General features: G+C 68.0%; 24 protein-coding genes. 15 read left to right on the forward strand and 9 right to left on the reverse strand.

Translation table 11 applies throughout. The features are described from left to right. Positions 1–107: 107 nt before the first annotated feature. Together ABNK63_RS02915 and ABNK63_RS02920 are read right to left on the reverse strand one after the other, a co-directional pair. The gene (locus tag ABNK63_RS02915; protein ID WP_007807260.1) at positions 108–455 is read right to left on the reverse strand and encodes a PilZ domain-containing protein; all 348 of its coding nucleotides are present in this window, start codon (positions 453–455) and stop codon (positions 108–110) included. Then, positions 452–2,824 (reverse strand): DUF1631 family protein, encoded by a 2,373-nt coding sequence (locus tag ABNK63_RS02920; RefSeq protein WP_350016638.1) that lies wholly within the window; start codon positions 2,822–2,824, stop codon positions 452–454. Before ABNK63_RS02920 ends, ABNK63_RS02915 begins: the two co-directional genes overlap by 4 nt. Positions 2,825–3,216: 392 nt before the next feature. On the opposite strand from ABNK63_RS02920, the gene ABNK63_RS02925 reads away from it, so the two are divergent. Continuing rightward, a complete protein-coding gene (locus ABNK63_RS02925; RefSeq protein WP_238530909.1) occupies positions 3,217–4,038 on the forward strand; it encodes a LysM peptidoglycan-binding domain-containing protein in 822 nt (273 codons plus the stop codon). 47 nt (positions 4,039–4,085) lie between these two features. Here the strand turns inward: ABNK63_RS02925 and ABNK63_RS02930 are convergent, their stop codons facing one another. The 5 genes from ABNK63_RS02930 to rph form a co-directional block, all read right to left on the reverse strand. Continuing rightward, entirely contained in the window at positions 4,086–5,795 is a 1,710-nt protein-coding gene (locus ABNK63_RS02930; RefSeq protein ID WP_350016639.1) for a protein kinase, read from the reverse strand. 10 nt (positions 5,796–5,805) lie between these two features. Continuing rightward, positions 5,806–6,390 (reverse strand): FHA domain-containing protein, encoded by a 585-nt coding sequence (locus tag ABNK63_RS02935; protein WP_350016640.1) that lies wholly within the window; start codon positions 6,388–6,390, stop codon positions 5,806–5,808. 107 nt (positions 6,391–6,497) lie between these two features. Then, positions 6,498–7,679 (reverse strand): radical SAM family heme chaperone HemW, encoded by a 1,182-nt coding sequence (gene hemW, locus ABNK63_RS02940; protein WP_350016641.1) that lies wholly within the window; start codon positions 7,677–7,679, stop codon positions 6,498–6,500. After that, positions 7,676–8,278, reverse strand: coding sequence for an RdgB/HAM1 family non-canonical purine NTP pyrophosphatase (gene rdgB, locus ABNK63_RS02945; RefSeq protein WP_350016642.1), 603 nt, complete (start codon positions 8,276–8,278; stop codon positions 7,676–7,678). The genes hemW and rdgB overlap by 4 nt, the downstream gene beginning before the upstream one ends. A 120-nt stretch (positions 8,279–8,398) precedes the next feature. Beyond that, positions 8,399–9,130, reverse strand: a complete 732-nt coding sequence (gene rph, locus ABNK63_RS02950) for a ribonuclease PH (RefSeq protein ID WP_007807245.1) — start codon at positions 9,128–9,130, stop codon at positions 8,399–8,401. A gap of 91 nt (positions 9,131–9,221) precedes the next feature. On the opposite strand from rph, the gene ABNK63_RS02955 reads away from it, so the two are divergent. The 7 genes from ABNK63_RS02955 to ABNK63_RS02985 all read left to right on the forward strand — a co-directional run bounded on the left by ABNK63_RS02955 (position 9,222) and on the right by ABNK63_RS02985 (position 14,417). Beyond that, positions 9,222–10,082, forward strand: a complete 861-nt coding sequence (locus ABNK63_RS02955; protein WP_007807243.1) for a YicC/YloC family endoribonuclease — start codon at positions 9,222–9,224, stop codon at positions 10,080–10,082. A gap of 96 nt (positions 10,083–10,178) precedes the next feature. Beyond that, positions 10,179–10,811, forward strand: coding sequence for a guanylate kinase (gmk, locus tag ABNK63_RS02960; RefSeq protein WP_040673107.1), 633 nt, complete (start codon positions 10,179–10,181; stop codon positions 10,809–10,811). A 74-nt stretch (positions 10,812–10,885) separates the two neighbouring features. Further along, positions 10,886–11,722 (forward strand): ATP-binding cassette domain-containing protein, encoded by an 837-nt coding sequence (locus tag ABNK63_RS02965; RefSeq protein ID WP_007807241.1) that lies wholly within the window; start codon positions 10,886–10,888, stop codon positions 11,720–11,722. After that, complete coding sequence (gene mlaE, locus ABNK63_RS02970) at positions 11,719–12,492, forward strand: lipid asymmetry maintenance ABC transporter permease subunit MlaE (RefSeq protein WP_007807240.1); 774 nt, start codon at positions 11,719–11,721, stop codon at positions 12,490–12,492. The genes ABNK63_RS02965 and mlaE overlap by 4 nt, the downstream gene beginning before the upstream one ends. 34 nt (positions 12,493–12,526) lie before the next feature. Continuing rightward, on the forward strand, positions 12,527–13,378 hold the full coding sequence (mlaD, locus tag ABNK63_RS02975) for an outer membrane lipid asymmetry maintenance protein MlaD (protein WP_007807239.1): 852 nt from the start codon (positions 12,527–12,529) through the stop codon (positions 13,376–13,378). A gap of 50 nt (positions 13,379–13,428) precedes the next feature. Continuing rightward, positions 13,429–14,106: an ABC transporter substrate-binding protein gene (locus tag ABNK63_RS02980; protein WP_007807238.1), complete on the forward strand. Its 678-nt coding sequence runs from the start codon at positions 13,429–13,431 to the stop codon at positions 14,104–14,106. Next, positions 14,103–14,417, forward strand: coding sequence for an STAS domain-containing protein (locus tag ABNK63_RS02985; protein ID WP_007807237.1), 315 nt, complete (start codon positions 14,103–14,105; stop codon positions 14,415–14,417). Before ABNK63_RS02980 ends, ABNK63_RS02985 begins: the two co-directional genes overlap by 4 nt. Before the next feature lie 106 nt (positions 14,418–14,523). On the opposite strand, the gene ABNK63_RS02990 is transcribed toward ABNK63_RS02985, so the two are convergent. Continuing rightward, the gene (locus ABNK63_RS02990; protein WP_007807236.1) at positions 14,524–15,351 is read right to left on the reverse strand and encodes a VacJ family lipoprotein; all 828 of its coding nucleotides are present in this window, start codon (positions 15,349–15,351) and stop codon (positions 14,524–14,526) included. Positions 15,352–15,546: 195 nt separating this feature from the next. Between ABNK63_RS02990 and rpoZ the strand changes: the two genes are divergently transcribed. From rpoZ to ABNK63_RS03025, 7 genes are all read left to right on the forward strand, one after another. Then, positions 15,547–15,837 (forward strand): DNA-directed RNA polymerase subunit omega, encoded by a 291-nt coding sequence (rpoZ, locus tag ABNK63_RS02995; protein WP_007509529.1) that lies wholly within the window; start codon positions 15,547–15,549, stop codon positions 15,835–15,837. Positions 15,838–15,963: 126 nt separating this feature from the next. Next, complete coding sequence (locus tag ABNK63_RS03000) at positions 15,964–18,129, forward strand: bifunctional (p)ppGpp synthetase/guanosine-3',5'-bis(diphosphate) 3'-pyrophosphohydrolase (RefSeq protein WP_007807234.1); 2,166 nt, start codon at positions 15,964–15,966, stop codon at positions 18,127–18,129. A gap of 191 nt (positions 18,130–18,320) precedes the next feature. Continuing rightward, on the forward strand, positions 18,321–18,704 hold the full coding sequence (locus ABNK63_RS03005; RefSeq protein ID WP_007807232.1) for a RidA family protein: 384 nt from the start codon (positions 18,321–18,323) through the stop codon (positions 18,702–18,704). A gap of 95 nt (positions 18,705–18,799) precedes the next feature. Continuing rightward, positions 18,800–20,914 carry an ATP-dependent DNA helicase RecG gene (gene recG, locus ABNK63_RS03010; RefSeq protein ID WP_350016643.1) on the forward strand — a complete coding sequence of 705 codons (2,115 nt, stop codon included), beginning with the start codon at positions 18,800–18,802 and terminating at the stop codon, positions 20,912–20,914. A 129-nt stretch (positions 20,915–21,043) separates the two neighbouring features. Beyond that, entirely contained in the window at positions 21,044–21,979 is a 936-nt protein-coding gene (locus ABNK63_RS03015; RefSeq protein ID WP_350016644.1) for a nucleoside hydrolase, read from the forward strand. 81 nt (positions 21,980–22,060) lie between these two features. After that, positions 22,061–22,315 (forward strand): type B 50S ribosomal protein L31, encoded by a 255-nt coding sequence (locus ABNK63_RS03020; protein ID WP_007807226.1) that lies wholly within the window; start codon positions 22,061–22,063, stop codon positions 22,313–22,315. A gap of 300 nt (positions 22,316–22,615) precedes the next feature. Beyond that, a complete protein-coding gene (locus ABNK63_RS03025; RefSeq protein ID WP_007807225.1) occupies positions 22,616–23,911 on the forward strand; it encodes a citrate synthase in 1,296 nt (431 codons plus the stop codon). A gap of 63 nt (positions 23,912–23,974) precedes the next feature. On the opposite strand, the gene ABNK63_RS03030 is transcribed toward ABNK63_RS03025, so the two are convergent. Then, positions 23,975–24,649, reverse strand: a complete 675-nt coding sequence (locus ABNK63_RS03030) for a hypothetical protein (RefSeq protein ID WP_350016645.1) — start codon at positions 24,647–24,649, stop codon at positions 23,975–23,977. Positions 24,650–24,664 lie beyond the last annotated feature (15 nt).

Genomic DNA, 24,664 nt, shown 5'->3' on the forward strand with positions numbered 1-24,664 from the left:
GGTACATGCCCGGACGTGCTCACGCGAATCAGTCACTGGCGTGACCGATCCGCGGTCGGCCGTGCCTAGCCGACCTGAGAGGTTGAAAAACTCACAACCTCTCAGGGTCAGGCCTGCGCCAGCCAGCTTTCGAGGCGTGCGGCGTCGGCGTCGCTGATCGCCACGATGCGATAGCCGGCCCAGATCTGCCCGGAACTGGCGGCCGCTTCGTGCCACTGCTCCTGGATGCCGACCTCGATCGGTTGCGACTGGGTCAGCATCCGGCCCGAGCCGGGCAGGGTCATGCTGACCTGGTACAAGGCTTCGCTGCGCGGTGCCTGGGCGCTGATCAGCAGCATGCCGGTGCTGGAAAGATTGCCGAGGTGGCCGATCGGCAGGCCGCTGATCACGTCGGTGACGATCGCATTGACGGAGGCGCGCTTGCGCTCGGCGCGCCGCTGGTTGCTGGTGCTCATGCGCGGGCGCTCCCGGACGGCGGGCGTCGTGGCTGCAGGCTGCCGGTGAGGCTGCGCCATGCGCGGTCGAGCAGGCTGTCCGGCTGGGCCGGCACTTCGCAGACGCGGCCGCTGGCGACTTCATGGGCAAGCTGGGTCAGGCTCATTTCCTCGCCGCGCTGGCCGCGCCGGCTGACCAGCAGGCAGCGGCCGGACATCGGCGAGTACCACGCCAGCTTGCGCCGGGAGATCTGTCCGCTGGCCGGGTCGATGAACTCGAACCAGCTGCCGAACGGCAATTCCTTCAGATGCTGCTCGATGCGCCGCAGCCGCGGATCGGGCGGGGCGTCCTGCTGCGGTGCAGCCGCCGCGACCGGCGCCTGCGGTGTTGCCGCATCGCCGCGGGCCGCCGGCGCGGTCGCGCTCCTGCGCGCCGGTGATGCCGCGGCTGCCACCACGGCGGCCGCCGGGCTCGCCGCCGGTTCGTGGCTGGACTGTTGCTCGCCAAGTCGCTGGTGCTGCTTCAGCCGCAACGCCAGGTCGGTGGCGCTGGGCAGTTCCGTGGAGGGGTCCGGCGTGCCGGCGCCCAGCAGCCGCTGGGCCACCTGCACCGCCTCTTCGGCGTGCATGCCGATCTGCTGCAGGCCCGATTCCACTTCCGTCTGCAGGTGCAGGCGATCGTTGACCGGCAGGCGGCCGAGCAACTGGTCGGTGATCTTCAACTGCTCGCGGAACGCGTCGCTCTGTTCGCCATGGCGCAGCAGGGTCAGCGCCAGCACGTCCGACCAGGCGCGGTCGAGCAGGGCGCGCAACAGGCCGCGCGGTGGCGATTGCGCGAAACGCTCGGCCATCAGCTCGCTGGCGCGGCGACGTGCCTGGTCGAGCCGCTCGCGGCCCTGGGCCGCTTCCACATGGCGCCGCTCGGCGGCCTGCGCCTTGCGCGTGAGCAGGGCCAGATGATGCTCGATGTCGGCCAGCAAGGTGGTGTACAAGCCGGCGCTGGGCGGCTCCTGGTTGGCGCGGCTGACCAGCTGTTCCAGCTTGCTCGCCAGCGGCCGGTTGCTTTCGTCATCGCTGCCGTCCAGCCAGTCGTTCGCGGCGGCGGTGACCGTATCCAGCAGCCGGCGTGCCGGATGCTCGCGCTTCTCGAAGAAGCCGTGGTCGGCCACGGCCATGCGCAGCACCGGCAATTGCAGATCGGTCAGCAGGTGGCTGGCGTTGCCGCCCTGCTGCAGCTGATGGCCCAGCTGTTCGAACAGGCGCGCGACCAGTTCCACCGTGTCGCCCTGTTCGTCGCTGAGCTGGGTGCGCGGGGCGCCGGCGGGTTTGCCGAAATTGAGCTGGGCGACGAGCTCCTCGCGCAGGCGGGCGGCGCTGCGCAGCTCGCGGCTGGCCTGGTCGGTGACCTGGGCGAGATGCTGCTGCAAGGCGCCCAGTGCCGACTGCAGTTCGTCCTCGCTGGCCGCGCGTCCGCCGGAGCCCCCGCTGAGGCCACCCTGCACGGCGCGTTGCTGCGCCAGCAGGTCGCGCAGGGACTCCAGCACCTCGATCGGTGCTCCCGGCGTGCCACCGGACGGATGGACCGGCGTGGCGCTTGCGCTTGCCGGTGCCGTCGCGGTTTCGCCGGCGGCATCGCCGCTCGCGCTGCTGGTGCGGGATCGCTTGCCGATGTGCCGCGGGATCGGGATGCTGCGCAGCTGCGGCAGGATGCCGTCGGCCTTGAGCTGGGCGTTGATGTTGTCGTACAGCGGGGCCAGCGCCTGGATCACCCATTGATCGAAGTGCTGCAACAGCAGCAACTGATGCTTGAGCGGCAGCTCGAACCCGCCGCTGGCGGCGTGGCAGGCCCTGGCCATGGCGTGGGGACCCAGCGGCAGCGCCGGGCCTTCCAGCGGTGGCGCGCCGATCAGCACCGCCAGCCGGTAGCCCAGTTCGTACAGGACGTTGCTGTGGCGAACCTCGCCACGGGCGCCCAGCTGTTCGAGCGTCATCGCCACTTCCTGCTCGCCCGGGTCGACCAGCTCGAGCGCCTGCCACGGCTTCTCGTGGCCGGCCGGCTCGGCCGCCGCCGGGGCGCTCTCGCCAACCTGGTCCAGCGCGGCCCCGAGCTGTTCCATGAAGCGCTGGGCGAACGCGGCACGATCCTGCAGAACGCGCTGCCGGCTGGCGAAGCAGTCCTGCTGGACGCCGGCATTGTGGGCACGCTCGGCCAGCGCAAAAAGCTGCTTCTCGAATTCGCCCAGGCAGCGACGCAGGGGTTCCTGCAGCCCTTCCACGCACAGCGTGTAGCTGGTTTCGAACAGGCGCTGCGCGCGCGCAGGCCAGCGCGCGCCGCCGCGACCGCCCTGATGCGACGCAAACGGGTGACGTCGATCGTGTCCGACATCCATGCAAGTGCCTGTAAATTCCCCCGGAGCGGCCAGTTTATGCTGGTTTCCACGGCCATGTCATGCGGAGGCCGCAATCCGGGGGAGCTGGCCGGCGAGGGCGCAGTGGACGCTGGGTGGGGTGGTCGCCCAAGCCGCCGGGGCGGATCTATATTGTGTGGCCGGACCGGTTGCGACGACGTTGCGTTGACCCTCGCTCGGGCAGGTTGGGAAACGCCGTGCCATGTCAGGGGTCGGCGTGCAGCGCGGTGCCGGACAGGGCAGGGGGCAGACAGGCAGTGCAAACGACATCGACAAGATCCTGGCGTCGCCGCCGGCCATGGCAGTGGATGGCGCCGTGCGCGCCACTCCTGCTGGTGCTGGTCGTATCCGGCTGCATGCGGGGGACCCGCTCCGTGGTGGTCAGCCCATCGGCCTCGCGCGCCCCGGGCATCGGCGAAACGGGGCGTGCCGATGCCTCGTTCGCAACGATTGTCGACGAGCTGCAGCGCGGTCATTACGCGGAAGGCGAACAGGCGCTGCGCCGGCATCTGGCGAGGCATCCGGGCGATCGCGCGGCGCAGGCCATGCTGCGCCAGCTCACCGGCGATCCGCAGCAGTTGCTCGGCCGCGCGTCGCAGCCCCATGTGGTGCAGGACGGCGAATCCTACAGCTTGCTGGCGGCCCGCCATCTCGGTGATGCCAGCCGGTTCCTGATCCTGGCGCGCTACAACGGTTCGACCAACCCGTCGCGATTGCAGGTGGGCCAGACGGTGCGGTTGCCGGTATCCGGGGCCGGTGTCCTGGCGGAGCCGGTGGCGGCTGGCACCGGCGAAGCCGGCGACGGCCACGCGAGCGAGCCGTCGGCACCGGCGCAGGCGGATGCCCGACGCCCCGCGGAGGCTGTCGCGGAATCATCGGCGCAGAAGGCGCGACGCTTGCAGAAGGAAAGCATGGCCCTGCTGGGGCAGGGACAAAGGCAGCAGGCGCTGGCGCGCCTCGACGAGGCGTTGACCATCGATCCGCGGCTGCCGCCGGGCGGGGCCGCGGCGGCCTCCCTGCGCAAGGATCTGCTGGCCGGATGCCACCAGCGGGCCATCGTGCTGTATCGCGACCAGCAGCTGGACCCGGCCATCGCGTTGTGGGACCACGTGCTGGCCATCGATCCGGGCTACGAGCCGGCCACCGTCTACCGCGCCCGCGCGCTCGAGCTGAAGCAGCGGCTCAAGCAGTTCTGACTCGCGGGCGCGGGCAGCCGTCAGGCACCGCCGGATGGCGTCGTCGATCAGGGCTTGTGGCTGGCGCCGTCGTCCTCCGCCACCGGCAGGATCAGCGTGGGCCGCGTGACGTCTTCCACGGGGGTGGCGGCAGCCGTTTCTTCGGGGCCTTGCCGGCGGGCCTGCAGGGCGCCGTTCATCAGGTTGAACGCGGCGAACAGCCGGCCCAGTTCATCGCGGCGGACCAGCCGGATGCGGTAGCGGAAGTCGCCCCGGGCCACCCGCAGCATCGCGTTGCCGAGCAGGTCCAGCAGGGTCAGCAATTGCCGGGACAGCCAGTACGTTGCGCCGATCACCGCGACAAGCGTCACCACCAGCACGGCGATGATGACCCACAGCGTGGTCTTGCGGGCCGCCCGCAATGGCGCGTCGCTGATGCCCAGATGCAGTTCGCCCACCGTGGCCGTCTGGTAATGGATCGGCACGTCGAACAGCAGCATCGCGTCGCGGCCGGGGGCGCCGGTGTCGCTGCTGCGATAGCTGTCGATATCGTCCGATCGCGACAGCGGCTTCCTGCCGGTCAGCGCCGGCAAGCGGGTGCCGACCTGGTCGGCCTGCGTGCTGGCGATGATTTCGCCGTAACGATCGGCGATGGCGAGGTAGTGGATCTGCTGGTTGCGGGCAATGCTCTCGACCAGCGCGCGGGTGGCGGCGCGATCGCCGAGCAGCAGGTTCTCCGCCGATTCGTTGGCGATCATGCGCCCCAGCGAGCCGCCGAAATCCAGCGCCAGGCCGGTGACCGCGGCGCCCTGCTTGGCGTGGATCGCCGCCAGCCCCAGCAGCAGGGTGAGGCTGAGCGTGGCGCCGAGGACGCCGACCCAGCGCAGGCGCAGCGAGGTGATGTGGCTGGTCAGCGGCCGTTCGCGCAGGCGCTCGTACTCGCGGCGGGCCAGCCGCAGGTCGGCGACGACTTCGCTCCCCCGCTGATAGCGCTCCGTTGCCGCGGGTGCCAGCAAGGTTTGCACGATGCCGACCAGGATCGACGGCGTGGACGGATCGCGTGGCTGGAGCGAGGGGCCGGGCAGGTGCCGGCGCGCATGGATCAACTGCCGGATGTCGCTGGTCTCGGGCCAGGGCAGCTTGCCGGTGAGCAGCCAGTACAACACCACGCCCAGCGAGAACAGGTCGCTGCGTGCGTCGGTCGGGTCGCCGCGCAGCTGTTCCGGCGCCATGTAGGCGGGCGTGCCGGCGATCTGCGTGCGGGTGGTACCGGGCCCGTCCTGCACGCCGCGTCGTTCGGCGATGCCGAAATCGTTGACCCTGGCGTGTTGCCAGCCCTCGGCCAGCATGATGTTCTCGGGCTTGATGTCGTGGTGCACGACGCCCTGGGCATGGGCATAGTCCAGCGCGGCGGCGACCTGCCCGGCCAGCTCCATGATCGCCGGCAGTGATGGAAAGCCGTCGCGGCTGACGCGGCTGGCCAGCGTCTCGCCGGAGAGCCGCTCCATCGCGATGTAAGGGCTGCCGTCGTCGGCCTCGCCCACGTCGAAGATGGTGACGATGTGGGGATGGGTGAGGTGGCCGGCGGCTCGCGCCTCGACCAGGAAGCGATCGCGATAGACGGGGTCGGCGGCAACCTCCCGATGCAGGCACTTGATCGCCACCGCACGCTGGATCTCGGGGTCGAAGCCGGCGTAGACGACGGCCATCGCGCCCTCGCCGAGCACGCCGTCGATGCGGTAGCGGCCGACCTTTGGGGGGATCTCGCGCGCGGTCACGGCAGCGGGTTCAGACCAGCGACCAGGCCAGCGCGACCAGCGCGACCAGCGCCACGAGCACCAGCGCGCCGACCGCGATCCGGCGTCCGTTTGCGGCGCGGGGTTCAGCATGTTCGCGGGTCAGGAACACGAACTCCGCGTGCCCCAGCCGGATGTGGTCGCTGTGCTTCAGCGTCGTCATGTGGATGCGCTTGTCATTCACGAACGTGCCGTTGGTGGACAGCGTGTTCATGATGATGTGGCGGCCCTGCTTGTTGGTGATCCAGGCATGGGAGGCGGACACGCTGGGGTCGTCGATGACGATGTGGTTGTCGTTGCCCCGGCCGATGGTCTGCCTGCCCTCGTCCAGGGTGAAGCGCCGACCCGCCAGTTCCGGGCTGATGCCTTCGAGTACCGGCTGGTGCACGCTGGCCAGGCCATCCAGGGGCGCTTCGGCCTCGCGGGTGTACCGGCGCAGCGTCTCGGTCGAAAAGAAGCGGGTTCCCTGCGGTCCGGAGGAGCGCTGGTCGGCAGGATCCGCCGGTGTCTGATTGTGGCCGTTCATGGAGATCCTGTGGATCGATTTCGTGGTCACTATAACCAACCGTCCGACCATGCGGACACCTCCCGGCGAGGCGTGACCCGCCGGTTCATCCCATCATTCAGCCATCGCGTGAGGGTGGTGTCGATGACCTCCCGAACCCGTGCCGCCGGGCGATCGCCTCAATCGAGAAAGCTGGCGATGACATCGTTGAGGAAGCGCTGGCCGAGCGCGGTGGCGTGCAGGCGCTCCGGATCGTCGCGCAGCCAGCCGCGCTGGCGGGCGGCGGCCAGGCCGGTCGCGATGCGTTCGACCGGCAGGCCGGTGCGCTCGGCGAAGGCCGCCATCGGCACACCATCGATCAGTCGCAGCGCGTTGAGCATGTATTCGAACGGCAGCTCGCCGGCCTCCACCCGGTTGTCGCCGCCGACGCGTGCGGGGCCGGCGGCGGCGTCCATGTAGGCGCGCGGACCACGGGTTTTCCAGCGTCGGTGGATGTCGCCGCTGGCGGCGTCGCTGAGCTTGCCGTGGGCGCCGGCGCCGATGCCGAGGTAGTCGCCGAATTGCCAGTAGTTGAGGTTGTGCACGCAGCGCCGGCCGGGCCTGGCGTAGGCGGAAATTTCATACTGGCCGTAGCCGGCGGCGGCCAGTTGCGCCTCGCACGCTTCCTGCATCGCCCAGGCGTGGTCGTCATCGGGCAGCGGTGGCGGGTTGGCGGCGAACACGGTGTTCGGTTCCAGGGTGAGCTGGTAGTGCGAGATGTGGGTGGGCTGCAGCGCGACGGCGCGTGCCACGTCGGCAAGGGCGCCATCGAGATCCTGCTGCGGCAGCGCGTACATCAGGTCGAGGTTGATGTTCTCGTAGCCGGCGTCCTGCGCGGACTTCACTGCGACCTCGGCCTCGTTCGCCGAGTGGATGCGGCCGAGCCGGCGCAGCTTGTCGTCGTCGAAGCTCTGCACGCCGAACGAGATGCGGTTGACCCCGGCGGCCAGGTAACCGTCGAAACGGCCATGCTCGACCGTGCCGGGATTGGTTTCCAGGGTGATCTCCGCATCGTCGGCCAGCGGCATGCGCTCGCGCACGCCGTCGAGCAGGCGGGCGATCAGCTCCGGCGAAAACAGGCTGGGCGTGCCGCCGCCGAAGAACACGCTGATCAAGGGCCGACTGACCACCGGCCGACCTTCCAGCGCCGCGGCGAAATCCGCGCGGTCCGCGTCGAGGTCGGCCAGCAGATGGTCGATGTACCCGGCATACGGCGGTGGCTCGCTGCGCAGGCCGTGCGAATTGAAATCGCAGTACGGGCACTTCTTCACGCACCACGGCATGTGGACGTACAGCGACAGCGGTGGCGCGATCAGGCTCATGCGTGATGGCGTTCGCGCAGCCGCTCGTGCAGTTTCACCAGCGCCTGGCCGCGATGGCTGAGCCGGTTCTTCAGCGCGTCGTCCATTTCCGCCACGCTCTGTTCGTAGCCTTCGGGGAGGAACACCGGGTTGTAGCCGAAGCCGCCCGTGCCGCGCCCCTCGGTGAGGATGCGGCCGTGCCAGCGGGCTTCGGCGATCAGCGGGGCGGGGTCGTCGGCATGCTGCAGCAGCACCAGCACGCAGATGAAGAACGCGCCGCGCTGATCGGTCGGCACGCCGTCGAGTTCGCGCAGCAGCTTCGCATTGTTCGCCGCGGCATCGCCGTGGCCGCCGCTGTAGCGCGCCGAGTACAGGCCGGGTGCGCCGTGCAGGTGATCGACGCACAGGCCGGAATCGTCGGCCAGTGCAGGCAGGCCGCTGGCCTGGGCGGCGTGGCGTGCCTTGAGCAGGGCGTTCTCGACGAAGGTCAGTCCGGTCTCGTCGGCGTCGCTGATGCCCAGGCTGGTCTGCGGGATCACGTCGAGCCCGCTGTCGGCCAGCAGCGCGCTGAATTCCTTCAGCTTGCCGGGGTTGCTGCTGGCCAGCACGATGCGTTGCATGGTGATGTGGTTTCCTTGAGTCCGGTTGCCCTCACCCCTTGCCCTCTCACCCGCAAGGGGACTTCCTTCGGTCGCCGCAGGCGGGAGAGGGGAGTGATTGTCGCGCTGCACGCGACGGCTTCAATGGGATAAAAGCGCCGCACGTTGCGCGGCAACCAATTCGCCGATGCCTTTTTCGGCCAGCGCCAGCATCGCGTCCATTTCGTCGCGACGGAACGCATGGCCTTCGGCGGTGCCCTGCACTTCGATGAAGCCGCCGCCGTCGTTCATCACCACGTTCATGTCGGTGTCGCAGTCCGAGTCCTCGGCGTAGTCGAGGTCGAGCACCGGCACGCCTTTGTAGACGCCCACCGAAACCGCGGCGATCGCGCCGATCACCGGATTGCGCTTGAGGTTCTCGCGCTTCATCAGCAGGTTCACTGCGTCGACCAGGGCCACATAGGCGCCGGTGATCGCCGCGGTGCGGGTGCCGCCGTCGGCCTGCAGCACGTCGCAGTCCAGCGTGATCACCCGTTCGCCCAGCGCCTGCCGGTTGATGCAGGCGCGCAGGCTGCGGCCGATCAGTCGCTGGATCTCCATGGTGCGGCCGCCCTGGCCGCCGCGCGCGGCTTCGCGCTGCATGCGGGTGTTGGTGGCACGCGGCAGCATGCCGTACTCGGCGGTGATCCAGCCCTCGCCCTTGCCGCGCAGCCAGGCCGGCGCGCGATCCTCGATGCTGGCGGTGCACAGCACGCGGGTGTCGCCAAAGCTCACCAGCACCGAGCCTTCGGCGTGGCGGGTGTAGTGGCGTTCGATGCTGACGGCGCGCAGCTGGTCGCTGGCGCGGCCGCTGGGGCGGGAGACGGAATTCATGGGGCAGATCCTGGGGGCAGCCTGGCCGGATTGGGCAAGCAGGATCGGAGAGTTTACCATTGCGTCCTTTCCCCACGCCCGGAAGGCGCCGATGATCCGCAGCATGACGGCCTATGCCAGCGCCGAAACCACCGGCCCCGCCGGTACGCTCGGCTGCGAGCTGCGCACGGTCAACCACCGCTACCTGGAGCTGAGTCCGCGGCTGCCGGACGACCTGCGCGCGTTCGAATCGCAATTGCGCGAGCGGGTGGCGAGCAAGCTGTCGCGCGGCAAGCTGGACCTGACCGTGCGACGTACCGGCGACGCTCGCAGCGAATCGCTGCAGGTGAACCGTGCGCTGCTGGCGCGCCTGTCGGAGTTGAACCTGGACATGGCCGCGCTGTTCCCCGGTCTGCAGGTGCAGTTCACCGAACTGCTGCGCTTCCCGGGCGTGATGCAGCAGGCCGAAAGCGATCCCGAGGCGCAGCAGGCCGCGCTGTTCGACGTGCTCGACCGCGCGCTGGATGCGCTGACCGCCACCCGCGAGCGCGAGGGCGCCAAGCTGGGCGAGATCCTGCGCGAGAAGCTGGACGGCATCGAGCGCGTGGTCGCCGAGGTGCGTGGCTGGATGCCGGAGATCCGCGCCGCGCTGCGCACCCGCCTGGAAACGCGCCTGGCCGACCTGAAGCAGCCGGTCGAACCGGGCCGGCTGGAGCAGGAACTGGTGCTGCAGATCACCCGCACCGACGTCGACGAGGAACTGGACCGGCTCAGCACGCATATCGCCGAGACGCGCCGCGTGCTGGGGCTGGAGGAGCCCGTCGGCCGCCGGCTGGATTTCCTGATGCAGGAGTTCAACCGCGAAGCGAACACGCTGGGCTCCAAGTCGGTCGACGCGCGCAGCACCAATGCGGCGGTCGAGCTGAAGGTGCTGATCGAGCAGATGCGCGAACAGGTGCAGAACATCGAATGAACATGGGCTTGCTGATCTCGATTCCGCGCAGGCCGTGGCTCCTCGCCCCGACCCTCTCCCCGGAGGGGAGAGGGTGCGAATGTGCTGCACACCATCATGAATATTGAGGCGGCGGGCACGCTGTTCGTGGTTGCCGCGCCCTCGGGCGCGGGCAAGTCCACCCTGGTGAACGCGCTGCTCGAGCGCGAGAGCGCGATCTCGCTGTCGGTGTCGCACACCACGCGGCCGCCGCGTCCCGGCGAGATGTACGGGCGGCATTACTACTTCGTCGAACGCGAGGAGTTCGAGCGCGAGGTCGCCGAAGGCGTTTTCCTGGAACACGCCGAGGTGCATGGCAACCTCTACGGCACCTCGCGCACCACGGTACAGGGACTGCTGGCGCAGGGGCGGGACGTGCTGCTGGAGATCGACTGGCAGGGCGCCGAACAGATCCGCCGCAGCAAGCCCGATTGCGTCAGCGTGTTCATCCTGCCGCCGTCGCGGGCGGAGCTGGAGCGGCGCCTGCGCGGTCGCGGCTCGGATGCGCCGGAGGTGATCGAGCGCCGCCTGCGCAACTCGCGCGGCGAGATCGCCCACGCCCATGAATTCGACTACGTCCTGGTCAACGACGTGTTCGACGATGCGCTGGCCGACCTGCAGGCGATCGTGCGGGCAGTGCGCCTGCGCAGCGCGCTGCAGTGGCAGCGGCACGAAGCCCTGATCGCCGAGCTGCTCGCCCCTGGCAGCTGAAACGCCGGCCGTCGCATGGTCTTCGCACCGCGCATCGGCTACCTTGTCCGCTTTCTCCACGTCGTTTGCCGCCCATGACCGACCCCGTTCGCGCCACACCCGACGACCCCACCCTGGTGCGGATCCGTGGCCTGACCACGGTGCTCAACGGCAAGACCATCTTCGACGCGCTGGACATGGACATTCCGCGCGGCAAGGTCACCGCGATCATGGGCCCCAGCGGCACCGGCAAGACCACCCTGCTGAAGCACATCACCGGGCAGATGCGTGCCGATGCCGGCAGCATCCACGTCGGCGGCCGCAACGTCGCCGGCTTGTCGCGCGAAGAGCTGTACAAGCTGCGCGAGGGTGTCGGCTACCTGTTCCAGAATTCCGCGTTGCTGACCGACTTCGACGTGTTCGAGAACGTGGCGTTCCCGCTGCGCCAGCACACGAAATTGCCCGAGGTGCTGATCCGCAACCTGGTGCTGCTGAAATTGCAGGCGGTGGGCCTGCGCGGCGCCGCGCGACTGATGCCCAACGAGCTGTCCGGCGGCATGGCGCGACGGGTGGCGCTGGCGCGGGCGATCGTGTTCGACCCGCAACTGATCCTGTATGACGAGCCGTTCGTGGGTCTCGATCCGGTGGCGCTGAACCAGGTATTGAAGTTGATCCGTACCCTGAACAAGACGCTCGGCATCACCAGCGTGCTGGTGTCGCACGAACTGGACGCGGTGCAACAGATCGCCGATCACGTGATGCTGCTGTCCAACGGCAAGGTGGTCGCGCAGGGCGATCCGAGGACGATCGCCGGCGACGGCTCGCCGTGGACGCGGCAGTTCTTCGGCGGCGAGGCGGACGGCCCGATTCCGTTCCGCTATCCGGCCGGTGACTACGCCACCGAACTGGGCCTTGCCGGAGTGACGAAATGAGCGCGCGCGGGCAGCACGGCAATGTGGTGACCCAGTCGCTGACGCAGATCGGCCTTTGCGGCCTGTTCCTGCTCACCTTGCTGGCGGCGATCCCGCGCAGCTTCCGCTACCTGCGCGAGACCACGCGCCAGCTGTGGTTCGTCGGCGCGATGAGCCTGACCATCATCATGGTCTGCGGCCTGTTCGTGGGCATGGTGCTGATGCTGCAGCTGTACCACGTGCTGTCGATTTTCGGCGGCACCTCGGCCAGCGGCATGGTGGTGGCGTTGTCGGTGTACCGGGAGCTGGGCCCGGTGGTCACCGCGCTGCTGTTTGCCGGCCGCGCCGGCACCGCGATCACCGCCGAGATCGGCCTGATGCGCGCCACCGACCAGATCTCGGCGATGGAGATGATGGCGGTCGACCCGATCGCCTACGTCGCCACGCCGCGCTTCCTGGCCGGGCTGATCGCGATGCCGCTGCTGTGCTGCGTGTTCTGCGCGATGGCGGTGTTCGGCGGCCACCTGGTCGGCGTCACCTGGCTGGGCATCGACAACGGCACGTTCTGGTCGAACATGACCGCGGTGGTCGACGTGCATACCGACATCGTCAACGGCGTGCTGTTCAAGAGCCTCGCCTTCGGTGCGGTGGTGTCGCTGATCGCGGTGTTCCAGGGCTTTACCACGCCACCCACCAGCGAAGGCGTGGCGTATGCCACCACGCGCACCGTGGTCGCCTCATCGATCGCCATCCTGGCGCTCGATTTCGTGCTCACCGCTTTCCTGATGTAACTGCCATGACCCATCGTTTTCCGAGGATTCTGCCGTGAGCCAACCCAGAAGTTCGTATGCCGTCGGCACCGGCCTGTTCATCGTGCTCGGTTTTGCCGCGCTGGCCTACCTGGCAACCCAGACCAGTTCGGTGGCTAACGTCCACCAGGGCGACAGCTACACCGTCCAGGCGCAGTTCACCAACATCGGCCAGCTGAAGGAACGCGCGCCGGTGAAGATCGCCGGGGTGCGGGTGGGCCAGGTGCAGTCGATCACGCTGAAGCCCGATCACGACGTGGCCGACGTGACGCTGTCGATCGACCGCAGCTACAACCACATCCCGCAGGATTCGGTGGCGACGATCTTCACCAGCGGCCTGCTTGGCGACCAGTACGTGGGCATCGAGTACGGCAGCGCGAAGCAGGCGGTGGCCAGCGGGGGCACGCTGGCGCGGACCAGGTCCACCCAGCCGCTGGAAGAGATGCTGGGCAAGTTCTTCGGTGCCGGCGGCGTGGTCGACAACGTGGGCGGCAGCTATGCGGTGAAGGCCAGCTTCACCAACGTCGGCACGCTGTCCGCCGGCGCGCCGGTGAAGATGGCCGGCGTGGTGATCGGCAGCGTGCAGTCGGTGCATGCCGATCCGGTCAAGCTCAACGCCGACGTCGTGCTGTCGATCGACAAGCGCTACGACGCGATCCCCGACGATTCGGCCGCCGCGGTGTTCACCAGCGGTTTGATCGGCACCCAGTATGTTGCGATCCAGCCGGGCGGTTCACCCGACGCGCTCAAGGACGGCGACGAGATGATCCTGACCCAGTCCGCGATGCAGCTGGAGGACCTGATCGGCAAGTTCCTGGTGAACGGTTCGTCCAGCGACAAGAAAGATGCCGGCAACGGCAGCAAATAGCCCGCCATCCCCGTCGGCTCGACGAGCCGGTACCGCTTGAGGAGTTACCCATGTTGCGCAGACTGGCCCTTGCCACCGCGATCGCCTTCGGCACCGTCGTCGCCGCCCCGGCGTTTGCCCAGACGCCCGCGCCCGCCGCGGCGGATGCCAGCCAGCCGACGCCGGCCCAGGTCGTGCAGACGATCGCCGACCAGCTGGCCTCGGCGATCGAAGGGCATCGCGACGAGCTGAAGAAGAACCAGGAGAAGCTCATCAGCGTCATCGATGAGGTGTTCCTGCCGCATTTCGATCTGGACTACGCCTCGATCCTGGTGCTGGGCCAGCATGCCCGCGAAGCGTCGCCTGCCCAGCGCGAGCGTTTCGCCAAGGCGTTCTACAACTCGATCACCCACCGCTACGCCGAAGGCCTGCTGAATTACACCCGTGGCCGGGTCAAGGTGCTGCCGTTCAAGGGCGACCTCAACGACAAGCGCACCGTGGTGCGTACCCAGGTGGTGCTGGACGACGGCAAGCTGGTGTCGATCGACTATGCGTTCCGCAAGGGCCGCAATGGCGACTGGAAGGCCTACGACGTGATCATCGAGGGCATTTCCTATGTCACCAACTATCGCAACCAGGTGGATGCGGAAATCCGCAAGGTCGGCATCGAGCAGCTGATCACCAACCTCGAGACCCAGGGCGAGAAGGCGCTGGAGACGATGGCCAAGGACAACAAGGACAAGCCGTGACGAGGGCCGTCGCTGCTTCCGGCTTCCGCCTGGACGTGGGCTCGCCGGCAACCCTGGCGGTGGCCGGCGAGCTCGGTTTTGACACGGCGAAGGACGCCCTGCAGGCGATGCAGTCTGCGCTGGCGGCCGACGTTCGCATCAACCGCCTCGACCTGGCCGGGGTGACCCGCAGCGACAGCGCCGGGCTGGCCTGCGTGCTTGCCGTGGTGGCCGATGTGCGTGGCCGTGGCCGATCGCTGGAGGTCACCCGCATGCCTGCGGGGATGCAGGCGCTGGCCCAGGTCTGCGAAGTCGACCGGATGATCGGCTGACCCGACGGAGCGGCAAAATGAAAAGGGGCCTCGCGGCCCCTTTTTCGTGGTCATCCGATCGTTCCCTGGGGAGCGCATCGGCACCGCCTCGGCGAGGCCGGCCCGGTCAGCGCTGGCTCGATTGGCCCGGATGGCTGTTTTCCCACTGATGCTGCTGGTCGAGCAATTCCTCGGGATCGAAGTTCTGCTCGTCCAGGCCCTGCATCTGCTGGATGATCTCCACCGGCGGATTGCCGTCGTAGATCTTGTACAGGCGCTGCTGCCGGTAGGCGTCGCGGATGAACACGTAAGGATCATAGGCGGACTGCAGGAAGCCCTCCGCGTCGATCGCGCGCGAGCGGATGGTCACCAGGTACATCATCTGCGGCATGTACTGCAGGCCGTTGTAGTGATGGTTGTTGGCGAACAGGGTCAGCGGATCGAAGAAGTAGCTGTCCACCGGGCGCTGCCAGATGTCGCGGACCGTGCTGGGGCCGAGCAGGGGCAGCATCAGGTAATCGCCTTCCGGCGCGCCCCAGCGCGCCAGGGTGACGCCGAAATCGTTGTCTTCCAGCGGCAGGCCCAGCTGGCTGGCCGGATCGAAGAAGCCGCCGATGCCCAGGGTCAGGTTGACCAGGAACCGGCCGGTGCTCTGCAGCGCCTGCTTCGGCCGCGCCTGCAGCAGGTCGTTGGCGACCGTGATCGGCATCCGGATGTTGGTGAAGAAGTCGCTGAACGAGCGGCGCACCGGCGGATTGGTCACCTTGCGGTAGCCCAGCGCGACGGGACGGATCACCGCCTTGTCCACGGCGTCGTTGAACTTGTAGGCGCCGCGGTTGAACTTCTCCAGCGGATCGTCGGTGCGCGGCTTGGCAATCGTGCAGCCAGCCAGCAACGCGATCGCCAGCACGGGCAACCAGCGGCCAAGCAGGGAGGAGCGAAGCGAAGAAGGCATCAGTGCAGGGTTCGCGTCGGGGGACAGTTAAGTGTACTGTCTGGTTTTGTATCTTGCACGGTTTTCGGCAGGTTTTTGTCCAGCGCGTCCATCCGTGGCCAGCCGGCCATGATACGCGCCGTGCGCATTGCCAGCAAAGCATCCGCTCAACTACACTGTCAGACCATATAAGTCTCTATTCCCTAAGGAATTCGCATGGCCCGTATTACCGTGGAGGACTGCCTTGAGGTGGTCGACAACCGTTTTGAACTGGTCCTGATGGCGACCAAGCGCGCGCGCCAGCTGGAAAAGGGCGCCGAACCGGCCGTCAATCCGGATCACGACAAGCCCACCGTGCTGGCCCTGCGCGAGATCGCTGCGCGCCGCATCGATCAGGCCACGATCGACCAGATCGACAAGGCCGAGCGCGAGCGCGCCGAGCGTGAGGCGCTGGAGTGGGCGGCAGCGGAAGTGGACGACGATCTCTCCAAGGGTGGCGACGACTGATGGATGGCGGCTGCTGTAGCACGTGCTCGCGCGACATCGGCATGACCGGTGTCATCCAGCGCGCACGTCCGGCAGTCGCACGCGCCATCCGGCTCGAGGTAGGCGCCTGAACAGGCGCCGGCAACGATGACTGCGGCCACCCATCCCGCCACGGTCGACCTGTCCGCGCTGCCACCGTATGCGCTGGCCCTGAAGGAACGCATCAACTACCTGCCCGAAGCGCAGGTGACGCGGGTCATGCGCGCGTTCCAGATCGGCGCGCAGGCGCACGCCGGGCAGGAGCGCAAGAGCGGCGAGCCGTACATCACCCATCCGGTGGCGGTGGCCGGCATCCTGGCCGAACTGGGGCTGGACGCCGAGACGATCATCGCGGCGATCCTGCACGACACCCTGGAAGACACCGAGCTCAGCCGCGAGGACATCGCCGCCGAGTTCGGCGAGGTCGTGGCCGAACTGGTCGACGGTGTCACCAAGCTGGACAAGATGCGCTTCGGCACCCGCCAGGAAGCCGATGCGGAAAGCTTCCGCAAGATGCTGCTGGCGATGGCGCGCGACATCCGGGTGATCCTGATCAAGCTGTCCGACCGGCTGCACAACATGCGCACGCTGGGCGCCAAGGACGGCTCCTCGCGCCGGCGCATCGCCCGCGAAACGCTGGAGATCTTCGCGCCGATCGCGCAGCGCCTGGGCATGAACAAGTTCAAGGCCGAGTTGCAGGACCTGGGCTTCCACGCCCTGTATCCGGACCGCTATCGGGTGATCAGCGAGCGCATCCGCGCGGCGCTGGGCAACCGACGCGAGGCGATGGGCAAGATCGAGGCGGCGCTGACTGCGCGCCTGCAGGCCGACCACTTGCCGGCCCTGGTGGTGGGGCGGATCAAGTCGCCATGGAGCATCTATTCGAAGATGCGTGGCGAGCACAAGAGCTTCGCCCAGCTGATGGACGTCTACGGTTTCCGCGTGGTGGTCGACAGCGCGATGAGCTGCTACATGGCGCTCGGCATGGTGCACGCGCTGTACAAGCCGGTCGACAAGCGCTTCAAGGACTTCATCGCGATTCCCAAGGCCAACGGCTACCAGTCCCTGCACACCGTGCTGCTGGGGCCGTTCGGCGCGCCGATCGAGGTGCAGATCCGCACTGCCGAGATGGATTCGGTGGCCGAGAGCGGCGTGGCGGCGCACTGGGCCTACAAGACCGAGAGCGGCCCGGCCAACAGCGCGCAGGCGCGTGCGCGGGAATGGCTGTCATCGCTGGTCGACAGTTCGGCCAACACGGTGTCGTCGTCGGAGTTCATCGAGAACGTCAAGATCGACCTGTTCCCCGACGAGGTCTACCTGTTCACGCCGCGCGGCGACATCCTGTCGCTGCCACGCAATGCCACCGCTCTGGATTTCGCCTACGCCGTGCACACCGACGTGGGCGACCACGCGGTGGCCGCGCGGGTCGACAAGCGGCTGCTGCCGCTGCGCACCAGGCTGGAATCCGGGCAACTGGTGGAGATCATCACCGCGCCGTCGGCGGTGCCGAACCCGGCGTGGCTGGAAGTGGTGGTGACCGGCAAGGCGCGTGCCGCCATCCGCCAGTACCTGAAGCACCTGCAGCACGAGGACGCGGTGGATTTCGGCCATCGCATGCTCGATCGCGCGCTGGACGCCCTGGGCAGCAGCCTCGATGGCGTCCCGCCGGCGGTGCTCGACCGCTTCCTGGAGACCTCCAAGCTCAAGCGGCTGGAAGAATTGCTGTCCGACATCGCGCTGGGCAACCGCATGCCCGACGTGGTGGCCAGCCAGTTGCTCGCCTCGCGCGGCAAGAAGGCCGGCAAGCCGCAACTGCCGGCGCACACGCACGAGAAGATCCGCATCACCGGCGCCGAGCGCGGCGTGCTCAGCTTCGCCAACTGCTGCCACCCGCTGCCGGGCGACGACATCATCGGCTACCTGTCCTCGGGCAAGGGCATCGTGGTGCATCGCGAGGAATGCCCGAACGTGTTCGAGCTGAGCAAGTCGCCCGAACGCCGCGTGGCGATCGAATGGGATCGCGACGTGCAGGGCGATTATCGGGCCGAGCTGCGCATCGAGGTGATCAATCGCCCCGGCGTGCTGGCCACCGTGGCCGCCGCGATCGCCGCCGCCGACTCGAACATCGAGAACGTGGAGTACGTCGAACGCGACTCCGCGGCAGCCACCCTGCTGTTCGCGATGGAAGTGAAAAGCCGCAAGCACCTGGCCGACGTGATCCGTCGCGTGCGCCGCACCGGCGTGGTCAGCGGGGCGTATCGGTATCCGCTGTAAGCCGGGAATCGGGAATGGAGAATCGGGAATGGTTCGCCGTTTCGATGCTCCGGGGTTTGCATGGCCACGACGACGCGATAACTTTCCCTATTCCCGATTCCCGATTCCCGATTCCCGATTCCCGATTCCCGATTCCCGATTCCCGATTCCCGATTCCCGATTCCCGATTCCCGATTCCCTGAGGAAACCCCATGTCCCGCAGCATCATCACCACCGAACAGGCGCCGGCCGCGATCGGCCCGTATTCGCAGGCGGTACGAGCAGGCAACACCGTCTACTTCTCCGGGCAGATTCCGCTGGACCCGGCCACCGGCGCGCTGGTCGATGGCGATGTCACCGCGCAGACACGGCGCGTGTTCGACAACCTCACGGCGGTGGCCACGGCCGCCGGTGGCTCGCTGGCGCAGATCGTGCGGGTGGGCATCTATGTCACCGACCTGGCGAACTTCGCCGCGGTCAACGCGGTGATGGCCGAGTACTTCCAGCAGCCGTATCCGGCGCGCTCCACGATCGAGGTATCCGCGCTGCCGAAGGCGGCCCAGGTCGAGGTGGATGCGGTGATGGTGCTGCCCTGAGCGACATCGGCTGATCCAGTGCGAGGCCGGCGCCGACAGCGTGCGTCGCCGTCCGGCTTACGACGGATGCGGATGCTCGGGTAGGCTTGTCGTTCATGGCCACACGTCCCGCCCGCCCCGCAGTCCCCGTCGACACCGATCCCGGCCTCACGCCGGTCGGCAAGCTGCCGGGAGTGGGGCCGGCGCTGGTCGCGTCGCTGGCCCGGCTGGGCCTGGAGCAGGTGCAGGACCTGTGGTTCCACCTGCCCTTGCGCTACGAAGACAAGACCCGGGTCACCCCGATCGCCGACCTGCGCCCGGGTGAACGGGCCCAGGTCGAAGGCGTGGTCGAAGCGGTCGAGCGGGGTTTTCGCCATCGACCCCAGCTGAAAGTGGCGATCGGCGACGACAGCCGGCAGACCCTGCTGCTGCGCTTCTTCCATTTCAATCGCGCCCAGGCCGAGCAGTTGCTGCCGGGTGCGCGACTGCTTTGCTATGGCGAGGTTCGTCATGGCGCGCAGGGCCTGGAAATGGTGCATCCGACTTACCAGCGTCTGACCGGCGAGGCCGTGGCGGCCGTCGACGACCTGCTCAGCCCGGTCTATCCGACCACCGAGGGGCTGGGGCCGAAGCGGCTGGCCGGGGTGATCGGCAAGGCGTTGGCGCTGCTGCCGCCCGCGGCCCGGCTGGAGCTGATTCCGTCGGCGCTGTGCGCCGAACATGGTCTTACGTCGCTGCGCGACGCGCTGCTGTACGTGCATCGGCCGCCCCCGGATGCGCGCCTGGACCAGCTGGTGCTGGGCCGGCACCCGGCGCAGCAGCGACTGGCGTTCGAGGAGTTGCTGACCCAGCACCTGAGCCTGCGCCGCATACGCGAGGCAGTGCGTCGCCGCCGTGCGCCGAAGCTCGGTGGTGACGGCGAGCTTCGCCGGCAGTTGCTGGCCAGCCTGTCGTTCCGGCTGACGGCGGCGCAGCAGCGGGTCACCGGCGAAGTGGCTGGCGACCTGGCGCGCAACCATCCGATGCTGCGACTGGTGCAGGGCGATGTCGGCAGCGGCAAGACCGTGGTGGCGGCGCTGGCCGCGCTGGCGGCGGTCGAGGCCGGCCACCAGGTGGCGTTGATGGCGCCGACCGAGCTGCTGGCCGAACAGCACCTGCACAATTTCCGGCACTGGCTGCAGCCGCTCGGCATCGAGGTGGAGTGGCTGGCCGGCAAGGTCACCGGCAAGGCGCGCCAGCAGGCGCTGGCCCGGGTCGCTGGCGGTGCACCGGTGGTAATCGGCACGCACGCCCTGATGCAGGAGGGCGTGGCGTTTGAGCGGCTCGGTCTGGTGATCGTCGACGAACAGCACCGCTTCGGCGTGCAGCAGCGACTGGCCTTGCGCGACAAGGGCAGGGACGGACAACTGGTGCCGCACCAGCTGGTGCTGACCGCGACGCCGATCCCGCGCACGCTGGCGATGAGTGCGTATGCCGACCTGGATGTGTCGTCAATCGACGAACTGCCGCCCGGTCGCACGCCGGTGCAGACCATCGCGATCTCCAACGCGCGACGGGTCGAGGTGATCGAGCGCATCCACGCGGCCTGCGGCGAAGGTCGCCAGGCCTACTGGGTCTGCACCCTGATCGAGGAATCCGAACAGCTGCGTGCGCAGGCGGCTGAAGTGGCGCACGCGGAACTGTCGGCCGCCCTGGCGGGCTTTCGCATCGGCCTGATCCACGGCCGCATGAAGCCGAAGGAAAAGCAGGCGGTGATGGATGCATTCAAGGCTGGCGAGCTCGCCGTGCTGGTGGCCACCACGGTGATCGAAGTCGGCGTGGACGTGCCGAACGCCAGCCTGATGGTGATCGAGAACAGCGAGCGGCTGGGTCTGGCCCAGTTGCACCAGCTGCGCGGCCGCGTCGGCCGAGGCGCGGTGGCCTCCAACTGCGTGCTGCTGTACCAGCCGCCGCTGGGTCAGCTGGCACGCGAGCGCCTGCAGGTGATGCGTGAAACCAGCGACGGCTTCCGCATCGCCGAAAAGGATCTCGAACTGCGCGGGCCCGGCGAAGTGCTGGGTACCCGCCAGACCGGGCAGCTCAGTTTCCGCATCGCCGACCTCACCCGCGACGCACACCTGTTGCCGGCCGTGCAACAGGTCGGCGAACGGATGCTGGCGGAGCATCCGCAGCAGACCATCCAGTTGATCGAGCGCTGGATCGGCGGCGCCGCCCGTTACGCGCATGCGTGAAGGGTGGAGCGGGAACGGGGAACGGGGAACGGGGATGGACCGGGATAGTCGCCGCTCTGGCCCTTCTTCCCTGTTCCCCGTTCCCTGTTCCCTTTAAGCTACTCAGCTGATCTCACCCGACCCGTCCACATGACCAAGCCGCAACTCCTGATCGATACCGATCCCGGTGTCGACGACGCCCTCGCCATCCTGATGGCTTACGCCCATGCCGATCTGGCCGGCCTCAGCATCGCCGCGGGCAACGTGGGCCTGGGCCACACCGTGCGCAATGCGCGCACCCTGGTCGACCTGGTGGGCATGACGACGCCAGTCTTCGCCGGGTGCGCCATGCCGCTGGTGCGCGCACCGGAAGAAGACGCCGCCTTCGTGCATGGCCAGGACGGCTTCGGCGACGTGGGTTTCGCCGAGCCTGCCGCCGCGGTGTCGGCCGAGTCGGCGGCGCTGGCGCTGTTGCGACTGACCCGCGAGCGGCCCGGCGAGCTGACCCTGGTGGCGCTGGGCCCGCTGACCAACCTGGCGCTGGCGCTGCGGCTGGACCCGAGCCTGCCCGAACGGGTGGCGCGACTGGTGGTGATGGGTGGTGCGGTCACCGGCCACGGCAACACCGGCAAGGTGCCGGCGGAATTCAACATCGGCTTCGACCCCGAGGCGGCCCACGTGGTGTTCGAGGCGTTCCCGGCATTCGACCTGGTCGACTGGGAAGCCACCCTGCGGCACGCCTTCGACGATGCCGAGTTCGACCGCTGGCTGGCCGCCGGTGACCATCGCGCGGATTTCTTCGGGCGGATCGTGGCCACGGCGCGCCGTTACAACGCCCTGCACGAACGCACGGGACTGGTCGCCGCGGACGCCCTGGCGATGGCCGTCGCGCTGGACCCCTCGATCGTCACCCGCAGTGAAAAGCGGGCGGTGGCGGTGGAACTGGATGGCCGCCTGACCCGCGGCGCGACGGTGGTCGACTGGGCGGCGCGGCTGGGCCGGCCGGCCCAGGCGAACATCGTGCTGGAGGTGGACCAGGCGCGCTTTGCCGCGATGGTGAAGCGTGCGCTGGGCGTGCCGGGCTGATCCGGGGGCTAGGGCGACTTGCACAGCCAGGCGCATCCTCGTTACAATGCCGCTCTTTTCACCACCGCTTTAGAGCCAGCCATGAAGCCTGATATCCATCCGAATTACGTCCCGGTGGTGTTCCAGGACCTGTCGTCCGACTTCTCGTTCCTGACCAAGTCGACCATGTCCAGCAAGGAAACCATCAAGTGGGAAGACGGCAACGAGTACCCGCTGATCAAGGTGGATATCTCCAGCCATTCGCACCCGTTCTACACCGGCAAGCAGAAGACGCTTGACGTGGGCGGCCGCGTCGACAAGTTCCGTCGCCGTTACGCGGGCTCCGTCAAGGAGTAATCGCCGGTCGTTGCGGGCCGGTCGCTGCAGGCGCCTGGCGCCGGTCAGCCGACCCGATCGCCGAAGCGGTTCGAAGACACGGGGCAGGCGCAGGCCTGCCCCGTGTCTTTTTGCGTCCGGCATTCGACCATTCGCCATCGAATGTGCACGTGGCCTTGTGCGATAATGGCCGGTGAGCTGACGCCAAGGCGTTCGTTGCTTCGGCTGTTTTCCCCGGCCGTCGAAGCCAGGCATTCCGCACCGGACGGCGTCGCCCCTGGCGATGGCCGCCGGTGATGACCCACATGCAAGGAGATTTCCGTGTCCGATCCCAAGATCGTCAAGTTGGTGGATGAGTCGACCAGTCGCAGCAGCGAGCTGCCCCTGGTCAGCGGCACGCTGGGACCGGCGTGCATCGACATCGCCACCCTGTACAAGGACACCGGCCACTTCACCTACGACCCGGGTTTCGGCAGCACCGCCAGCACCAAGAGCGCGATCACCTACATCGATGGCGACAAGGGAGTGCTGCTGTATCGCGGTTACCCGATCGAGCAGCTGGCCGAGAAGTCCAGCTTCCTCGAAGTGGCCTACCTGCTGCTGAACGGCGAGCTGCCCAAGGCGGACGAGTTCGCTGCGTTCGAGCACGATGTCTCGCATCACACGATGCTGCACGAGTCGCTGAAGAACTTCTTCCAGGGCTTCCACCACGATGCACACCCGATGGCGATGCTGGCCGCCGCCGTCGCGTCGTTGTCGGCGTTCTACCATGACGACCTCAACGTCGACGACCCGGCCGACCGCAAGCTCGCCGCGATCCGCCTGATCGCCAAGATGCCGACGATCGCCGCTGCCTGCTACCGCTATTCGATCGGCTGGCCGTCGCGTTATCCGCGCAACAATCTCGAGTATGTCGATCGCTTCCTGCACATGATGTTCGAGGTGCCGAGCGAGCCGCTGCAGATGAACCCGGTCGCGGCCAAGGCGCTGGACCTGCTGTTCATCCTGCATGCCGACCACGAGCAGAACGCGTCGACCTCGACGGTGCGCCTGGTCGGGTCCACCGGCGCCAACCCGTACGCGTCGATTGCCGCCGGCATCACCGCGCTGTGGGGTCCGGCCCACGGCGGGGCGAACGAGGCCGTGCTCAAGCAGTTGGAGGAGATCGGCAGCCCGGACAACGTCGAGTCGGCGATCCTGCGGGCCAAGGACAAGAACGACAGCTTCCGCCTGATGGGCTTCGGCCATCGCGTGTACAAGAACTTCGATCCGCGCGCGAAGATCATCCGCGAGATGTGCCACAAGGTGCTGGCCGAGCTGGGCGTGAAGGATCCGCTGCTGGACGTGGCGATGAAGCTGGAAGAGGCGGCGCTGAAGGACGAATACTTCATCGAGCGCAAGCTGTACCCGAACGTCGATTTCTACTCGGGCATCATCTACAAGGCGCTGGGCATCCCCACCGAGATGTTCACCGTGATGTTCGCGATCGCCCGCACCGCCGGATGGATCGCGCACTGGATCGAGCAGCATGAAACGCCGGGGTCGCGGATCGGTCGTCCGCGCCAGGTCTATACCGGCGCCGACGTGCGCGACTTCGTGCCGACGACGAAGCGCTGAGCATCTGCGGTTGAAGGAAAGCCCCGGCCATGGCCGGGGCTTTTTCATGCGGGACGGATCGCTTCAGCGCAGGGCGGCGCTCAACTGCTGCTCGAAACCCTCGGCGGGATCTTCCGCCAGCAGCAGTTCCACCTGGGTCAATGACGCGCGCCGCATCGGCCGGTCGTCGGCGCGATCCAGTGGCGCCCGGCGCAGCGCGTCGCGCGGCAACACGGTGAGGTCGAACGGCAGCTCGTCGGCGTCGAACAGCAGCACCTGATATTCCGGCTGATCCTCGTCGCGGCCGTAGCGCAGCCGGCGCACCTGGGTATCGAACGGCACGCCGTGTTCGCGCAGGTAGAGCATCACGGCTTCAGGATCGTCGCTGTAGACGTGCAGGCACACGGCCGAGTGGGCGTCCGCCGTGCCTTCCAGCACCGCGCCGACCAGGCGTGGTTCGAAGGCGGCCAGGAAACGCATCGCGTCGAGCGCCGCCTCCCGGCGTTGCCGCAGCAGTTGCGGCTGGCTGTCGCCGAGGAACAGGCGCTGATGTTCGCGCAGGGCCTGCTCGATCTCCTGGTTGCGCGGCAGTGCCTGGGTGTCGAGGATGCCCAGGCGTTCCGCCGCCTTCAGCTTGGCGTGGTGGAAATCGCGGATGCCGTGCTCGCTCATCAGCCGTGCCGCTTCCTGGGCGATGCGGACGCGGTTGCGTTGCAGGCGGTCGTGCGTGTGGATGCGGTGGTGCTCGCCTCGTGACATGGACAGGGCGCTCCT

The organism is Rhodanobacter sp. IGA1.0 (assembly GCF_040208325.1).
In the GTDB taxonomy this organism is placed as follows: domain Bacteria; phylum Pseudomonadota; class Gammaproteobacteria; order Xanthomonadales; family Rhodanobacteraceae; genus Rhodanobacter; species Rhodanobacter spathiphylli.

Excerpts from the sequence above, each read along its gene's own strand:
- ABNK63_RS02915 (WP_007807260.1), bottom strand. The coding sequence starts at position 455 with ATGAGCACCAGCAACCAGCGGCGCGCCGAGCGCAAGCGCGCCTCCGTC.
- ABNK63_RS02920 (WP_350016638.1), bottom strand. The coding sequence starts at position 2,824 with ATGGATGTCGGACACGATCGACGTCACCCGTTTGCGTCGCATCAGGGC.
- ABNK63_RS02935 (WP_350016640.1), bottom strand. The coding sequence starts at position 6,390 with ATGGTCGGACGGTTGGTTATAGTGACCACGAAATCGATCCACAGGATC.
- hemW (WP_350016641.1), bottom strand. The coding sequence starts at position 7,679 with ATGAGCCTGATCGCGCCACCGCTGTCGCTGTACGTCCACATGCCGTGG.
- rdgB (WP_350016642.1), bottom strand. The coding sequence starts at position 8,278 with ATGCAACGCATCGTGCTGGCCAGCAGCAACCCCGGCAAGCTGAAGGAA.
- rph (WP_007807245.1), bottom strand. The coding sequence starts at position 9,130 with ATGAATTCCGTCTCCCGCCCCAGCGGCCGCGCCAGCGACCAGCTGCGC.
- ABNK63_RS02955 (WP_007807243.1), top strand. The coding sequence starts at position 9,222 with ATGATCCGCAGCATGACGGCCTATGCCAGCGCCGAAACCACCGGCCCC.
- gmk (WP_040673107.1), top strand. The coding sequence starts at position 10,179 with ATGAATATTGAGGCGGCGGGCACGCTGTTCGTGGTTGCCGCGCCCTCG.
- ABNK63_RS02965 (WP_007807241.1), top strand. The coding sequence starts at position 10,886 with ATGACCGACCCCGTTCGCGCCACACCCGACGACCCCACCCTGGTGCGG.
- mlaE (WP_007807240.1), top strand. The coding sequence starts at position 11,719 with ATGAGCGCGCGCGGGCAGCACGGCAATGTGGTGACCCAGTCGCTGACG.
- ABNK63_RS02980 (WP_007807238.1), top strand. The coding sequence starts at position 13,429 with ATGTTGCGCAGACTGGCCCTTGCCACCGCGATCGCCTTCGGCACCGTC.
- ABNK63_RS02990 (WP_007807236.1), bottom strand. The coding sequence starts at position 15,351 with ATGCCTTCTTCGCTTCGCTCCTCCCTGCTTGGCCGCTGGTTGCCCGTG.
- rpoZ (WP_007509529.1), top strand. The coding sequence starts at position 15,547 with ATGGCCCGTATTACCGTGGAGGACTGCCTTGAGGTGGTCGACAACCGT.
- ABNK63_RS03000 (WP_007807234.1), top strand. The coding sequence starts at position 15,964 with ATGACTGCGGCCACCCATCCCGCCACGGTCGACCTGTCCGCGCTGCCA.
- ABNK63_RS03005 (WP_007807232.1), top strand. The coding sequence starts at position 18,321 with ATGTCCCGCAGCATCATCACCACCGAACAGGCGCCGGCCGCGATCGGC.
- recG (WP_350016643.1), top strand. The coding sequence starts at position 18,800 with ATGGCCACACGTCCCGCCCGCCCCGCAGTCCCCGTCGACACCGATCCC.
- ABNK63_RS03015 (WP_350016644.1), top strand. The coding sequence starts at position 21,044 with ATGACCAAGCCGCAACTCCTGATCGATACCGATCCCGGTGTCGACGAC.
- ABNK63_RS03020 (WP_007807226.1), top strand. The coding sequence starts at position 22,061 with ATGAAGCCTGATATCCATCCGAATTACGTCCCGGTGGTGTTCCAGGAC.
- ABNK63_RS03030 (WP_350016645.1), bottom strand. The coding sequence starts at position 24,649 with ATGTCACGAGGCGAGCACCACCGCATCCACACGCACGACCGCCTGCAA.